Source organism: Candidatus Erwinia dacicola (assembly GCF_001756855.1).
Classification (GTDB): Bacteria; Pseudomonadota; Gammaproteobacteria; order Enterobacterales; family Enterobacteriaceae; genus Erwinia; species Erwinia dacicola.
In genome coordinates this window covers 1-3,641 of sequence record NZ_MAYS01000210.1, presented here as the reverse complement: position 1 = coordinate 3,641, position 3,641 = coordinate 1, and the positions used below count along the sequence as shown (strand labels likewise).

At 54.3% G+C, this 3,641-nt stretch carries 6 protein-coding genes; 3 read left to right on the top strand and 3 right to left on the bottom strand.

What is annotated here, in order from left to right:
• Positions 1-266 (bottom strand): type I restriction-modification system subunit M N-terminal domain-containing protein (locus BBW68_RS06485; RefSeq protein WP_070134496.1); only part of this gene is annotated, 266 nt, incomplete at its 3' end.
• Positions 267-449: 183 nt separating this feature from the next.
• The gene (gene rsmC, locus BBW68_RS06480; protein ID WP_070134495.1) at positions 450-1,469 is read right to left on the bottom strand and encodes a 16S rRNA (guanine(1207)-N(2))-methyltransferase RsmC; all 1,020 of its coding nucleotides are present in this window, start codon (positions 1,467-1,469) and stop codon (positions 450-452) included.
• 108 nt (positions 1,470-1,577) lie between these two features.
• On the opposite strand from rsmC, the gene BBW68_RS06475 reads away from it, so the two are divergent.
• The 3 genes from BBW68_RS06475 to yjjG all read left to right on the top strand — a co-directional run bounded on the left by BBW68_RS06475 (position 1,578) and on the right by yjjG (position 3,242).
• A complete protein-coding gene (locus BBW68_RS06475) occupies positions 1,578-1,997 on the top strand; it encodes a DNA polymerase III subunit psi (RefSeq protein ID WP_070134494.1) in 420 nt (139 codons plus the stop codon).
• Positions 1,960-2,400: a ribosomal protein S18-alanine N-acetyltransferase gene (rimI, locus tag BBW68_RS06470; protein WP_070134493.1), complete on the top strand. Its 441-nt coding sequence runs from the start codon at positions 1,960-1,962 to the stop codon at positions 2,398-2,400. The genes BBW68_RS06475 and rimI overlap by 38 nt, the downstream gene beginning before the upstream one ends.
• Positions 2,401-2,561: 161 nt before the next feature.
• Positions 2,562-3,242, top strand: coding sequence for a pyrimidine 5'-nucleotidase (gene yjjG, locus BBW68_RS06465; protein ID WP_070134492.1), 681 nt, complete (start codon positions 2,562-2,564; stop codon positions 3,240-3,242).
• Between the two features lie 194 nt (positions 3,243-3,436).
• Here the strand turns inward: yjjG and BBW68_RS19130 are convergent.
• On the bottom strand, positions 3,437-3,641 hold a 205-nt coding region (locus tag BBW68_RS19130; protein ID WP_222563069.1), incomplete at its 5' end, for a hypothetical protein.

Sequence of the window (3,641 nt, the reverse complement as noted above, 5' to 3'; positions counted from 1 at the left end):
AGGGAGTATTCAGAGGTGTTGTAGAAGGGGTATTCAGCGGTTGAGCGCAGAATGGTATCCAGCTCAACATTGGCATCCTTGAAAGCGTCATGCGCTTCTCTCACCGCCTTGTGGGTCGGCTCCAGCGCATACTCTAGGCGGCGCAGCAAGGTAAACGGCAAAATGATCTTGCCAAAGTCCGTATGCTTGAAGTCCCCCCACAGGTCTTCCGCGTTTTTCCAAATAAAGTCAGCCTGTGAAGCTGCCGATCCCGTAAATTCGTTCATTCTGGACTCCAACCACCTCTTGCACAGAACGGTACTGTAGTCAATCTGCGAATTTCAACCAGATTTTGCACAAAAGGGGGATGGAATTCAGTTCTTGGCTAAATTTGCGATCCTACCTCAGAATGCAAATAGCCAAAGTTTGAAGCGGGTCGGGCATGCCCGACCCGTACAGATCGCGGAATATTATTTCTTCGGTGGATGACCTTTAACGGCGCGGTACACTTTGAAACGACCATTCTGCAGCAGCACTTCGTGGCTGCCGAAGGTTTCATCCAGCATCTGCGGATAAGGCAGGAAGGAGTTAGCGACAATGCGCAGCTCACCGCCGGTGTTCAGGTGGGTGATTGCCCCGCAGATCAGCGTCTGTGCCGCATCCAGGCTGGTCTGCACGCCATCGTGGAAAGGCGGGTTGGAAATGATTATATCGAAGCTGCCGGGGATGTCGGAGTAAACATTACTCGCGAACACTTCGCCTTCCAGCTGGTTGGCTGCCAGCGTGGCTTTACTGGCTTCAATCGCCGCCGCGTTGACATCGGTCAGCGTCAGGCGCACTTTTGGCGAGAAGCTAGCGATCATCGCGGAGAGCACTCCGGTGCCGCAGCCCATATCCAGAATTTTGCCTTTCATATGCGGCTTGAGAGTGGAGAGCAGCAGCTGGCTACCGATGTCCAGACCATCGCGGCTGAACACCCCCGGCAGGGTTTTCACCGTCAGGTCGCCCAGCGGGTACTCGTCCCAGAAGGTGTCGACGTCGAACGCAGGCTGTTTTTCCAGCTGGCCGTGGTACAGACCACAGCGGCGCGCGCTGTCGATTTTCTTAAGCGTGCACCAGCCTTCCAGCATCTGCTCGGCACTGCGCACGCCGCTGCGGTTTTCACCGATAACGAAAACATCGCTACCTACCGGCAGCAGCGCCAGCAGGTTTTGCAGCTGGAACTGCGCTTCCGGCTTGTTCTTCGGCCAGTAGTAGACCAGCGTATTGCAGTCGGCGGCCGTGGAGACGAGGCCATAATAGGCATTTTTTCCTAGGGCGCGGCTGAGGATCTGCCAGTGATGATACTGCTGGGTGTGTACCCGGCTGAGCGCGGTATCAAGTTGGGCTGGCAGGTCATCCTGCAGGTCGCCAGCAAACAGCATGCGGCGTTCAGTAAATTCATCACTGTGGCGCAGTATCACTTCACTGGCTGGGGTAAATGCGGACATTGATGGCTCCTTTAATTTCAGAGCGGGCATTATAGTCGTTTGTTGGCTCTTAATCATCGGGTTTGCTAGCATAGGCGTGCAATCGGGCGACCAGACAGGAAAATAAAGATGTCTTCCAGACGTGACTGGTTATTACAGCAAATGGGCATAACGCAGTATACGCTGCGGCGTCCGCGCGTCCTGCAGGGGGAGATTGTGGTGACGTTACCCGCTGAAATCCGCCTAGTGATTGTGGCGGATACGCTGCCTTTGCTGCAGGATCCGCTGGTGGCGGACGTGCTGCGCGCCCTGAAATTGCAGGAACCGCAGGTGCAATTACTCACTCCCGACCAGCTGGCAATGTTGCCGGATGACTCCCGCTGTAACAGCTGGTGTTTAGGGCTAGACGCCCCGGTGGCCTTAGCCGGAACTCAAATTACCTCGCCAGTGCTGGCGGAGCTTTATCACAATGCCGACGCCAAACGGGCGCTCTGGCTGCAAATTTACCAACATGAATCAGATTTCTTTACTCACGACGCAAGACCTTGAGCCGGCGTTTGCCATTGAGCAGCGTAGCCACGCTTTCCCCTGGACAGAAAAAATCTTTGCCAGCAATCAGGGCGAGCGCTATCTGAATTTTGCCCTGTGCGTTGACGACGTGCTGGCAGCCTTCGCCATTACGCAGGTGGTGCTGGATGAAGCCATGCTGTTTAACCTAGCGGTGGACCCGGACTTTCAGCGCCGTGGCCTCGGGCGCGAGCTGCTACGGCATCTGATCGGCGAGTTGGATCACCGCGAGGTGATGACGCTGTGGCTGGAAGTGCGCGCCTCAAACGCTGCTGCTATTGCGCTCTATGAGCAGCTAGATTTCAACAAGGTCTCGATTCGTCGTGACTATTACCCGACTATAGACGGCAAAGAAGACGCGATCATGATGGTTCTCACGATATAAATAACACATGCGTAGGCTATCTTACTTGCCCTTTTAGGCTTGGGCAGCGAGCGCTCAAAATCCTCACGTACTACGTGTACGCTCCGGTTTTTCCGCGCTGACCGGACCTAAAATTGCTGCGACGATTACGCCTGACCTTCAAGTAAGTAAGGAATGCCACAATGCTACAAGACCGTGACTGGATCCTCTTTGACGCTGACGAAACGCTGTTCCACTTTGATGCGTTCGCCGGTTTGCAGCACCTGTTTCAGCAGTACGATGTGCAGTTTAACAAGGCGGACTACGACGACTACCAAGCGATTAACAAGCCGCTGTGGGTTGACTACCAGAACGGCGCTATCAGCGCACTGCAGTTGCAGTACCGCCGTTTTAAAGGCTGGGCCAGCAGGCTGAACGTCACCGCGCACCATCTTAATAGCGCTTTCCTGACGGCGATGACCGAGATCTGCACACCGCTGCCGGGTGCCGTTGAGTTACTCAACGCGCTGAAGGGCAAGGTAAAGATGGGAATTATCACCAACGGCTTCACTGCGCTGCAGCAGGCGCGTCTGGAGCGTACCGGCTTCCTCGGCTACTTCGATCTGCTGGTGATCTCTGAACAGGTCGGCCACACCAAACCGCATTCGGCGATCTTTGATTATGCCCTGAGCCAGATGGGCAACCCGCCGCGCGCGCGAGTGCTGATGGTGGGGGATAACCCGGATTCCAATATTCTCGGTGGCATCAACGCCGAAATGGCGACCTGCTGGCTAAATGCCGATGGCCGCAGCCTGCCTGAAGGCATTGCGCCGACCTGGCAGGTGACTTCTCTGAATGAACTACAATATCTGCTGGGTCTCTAACCCGACGACTGCCTGCGGCTGATTGTCCTAGTTGACCGCGGGTGATCTCTCTATTTGCCCCTCGGCCTATTACCCCCTCAAATGCAAAATTTTCTCAATTTTTGAGACAGTTATAGCCAGTAAACCCCCATCTTTAAATTTGTCTTGACCTGTCAAATTAGAGCTTTCTACTACCTGTGTAGTAGGTCTTACTCTCATTTACTGCCTTGATGGTTAGGAGATTGAATCGCCTCTTCTGAGAGCGCCCAACCATGAATGTCATAACGAACTATCCCTTTGATGCGGCGCTCGTGCGTAGGTTTAAGTATGAAAATGCAGTTTTTGTCGTGTTTTTGACCGGAAAGCCATTTTTCAGGCACACTAATCCGGCTCAGGCATCCGCAACCATCGCTTTTTCTC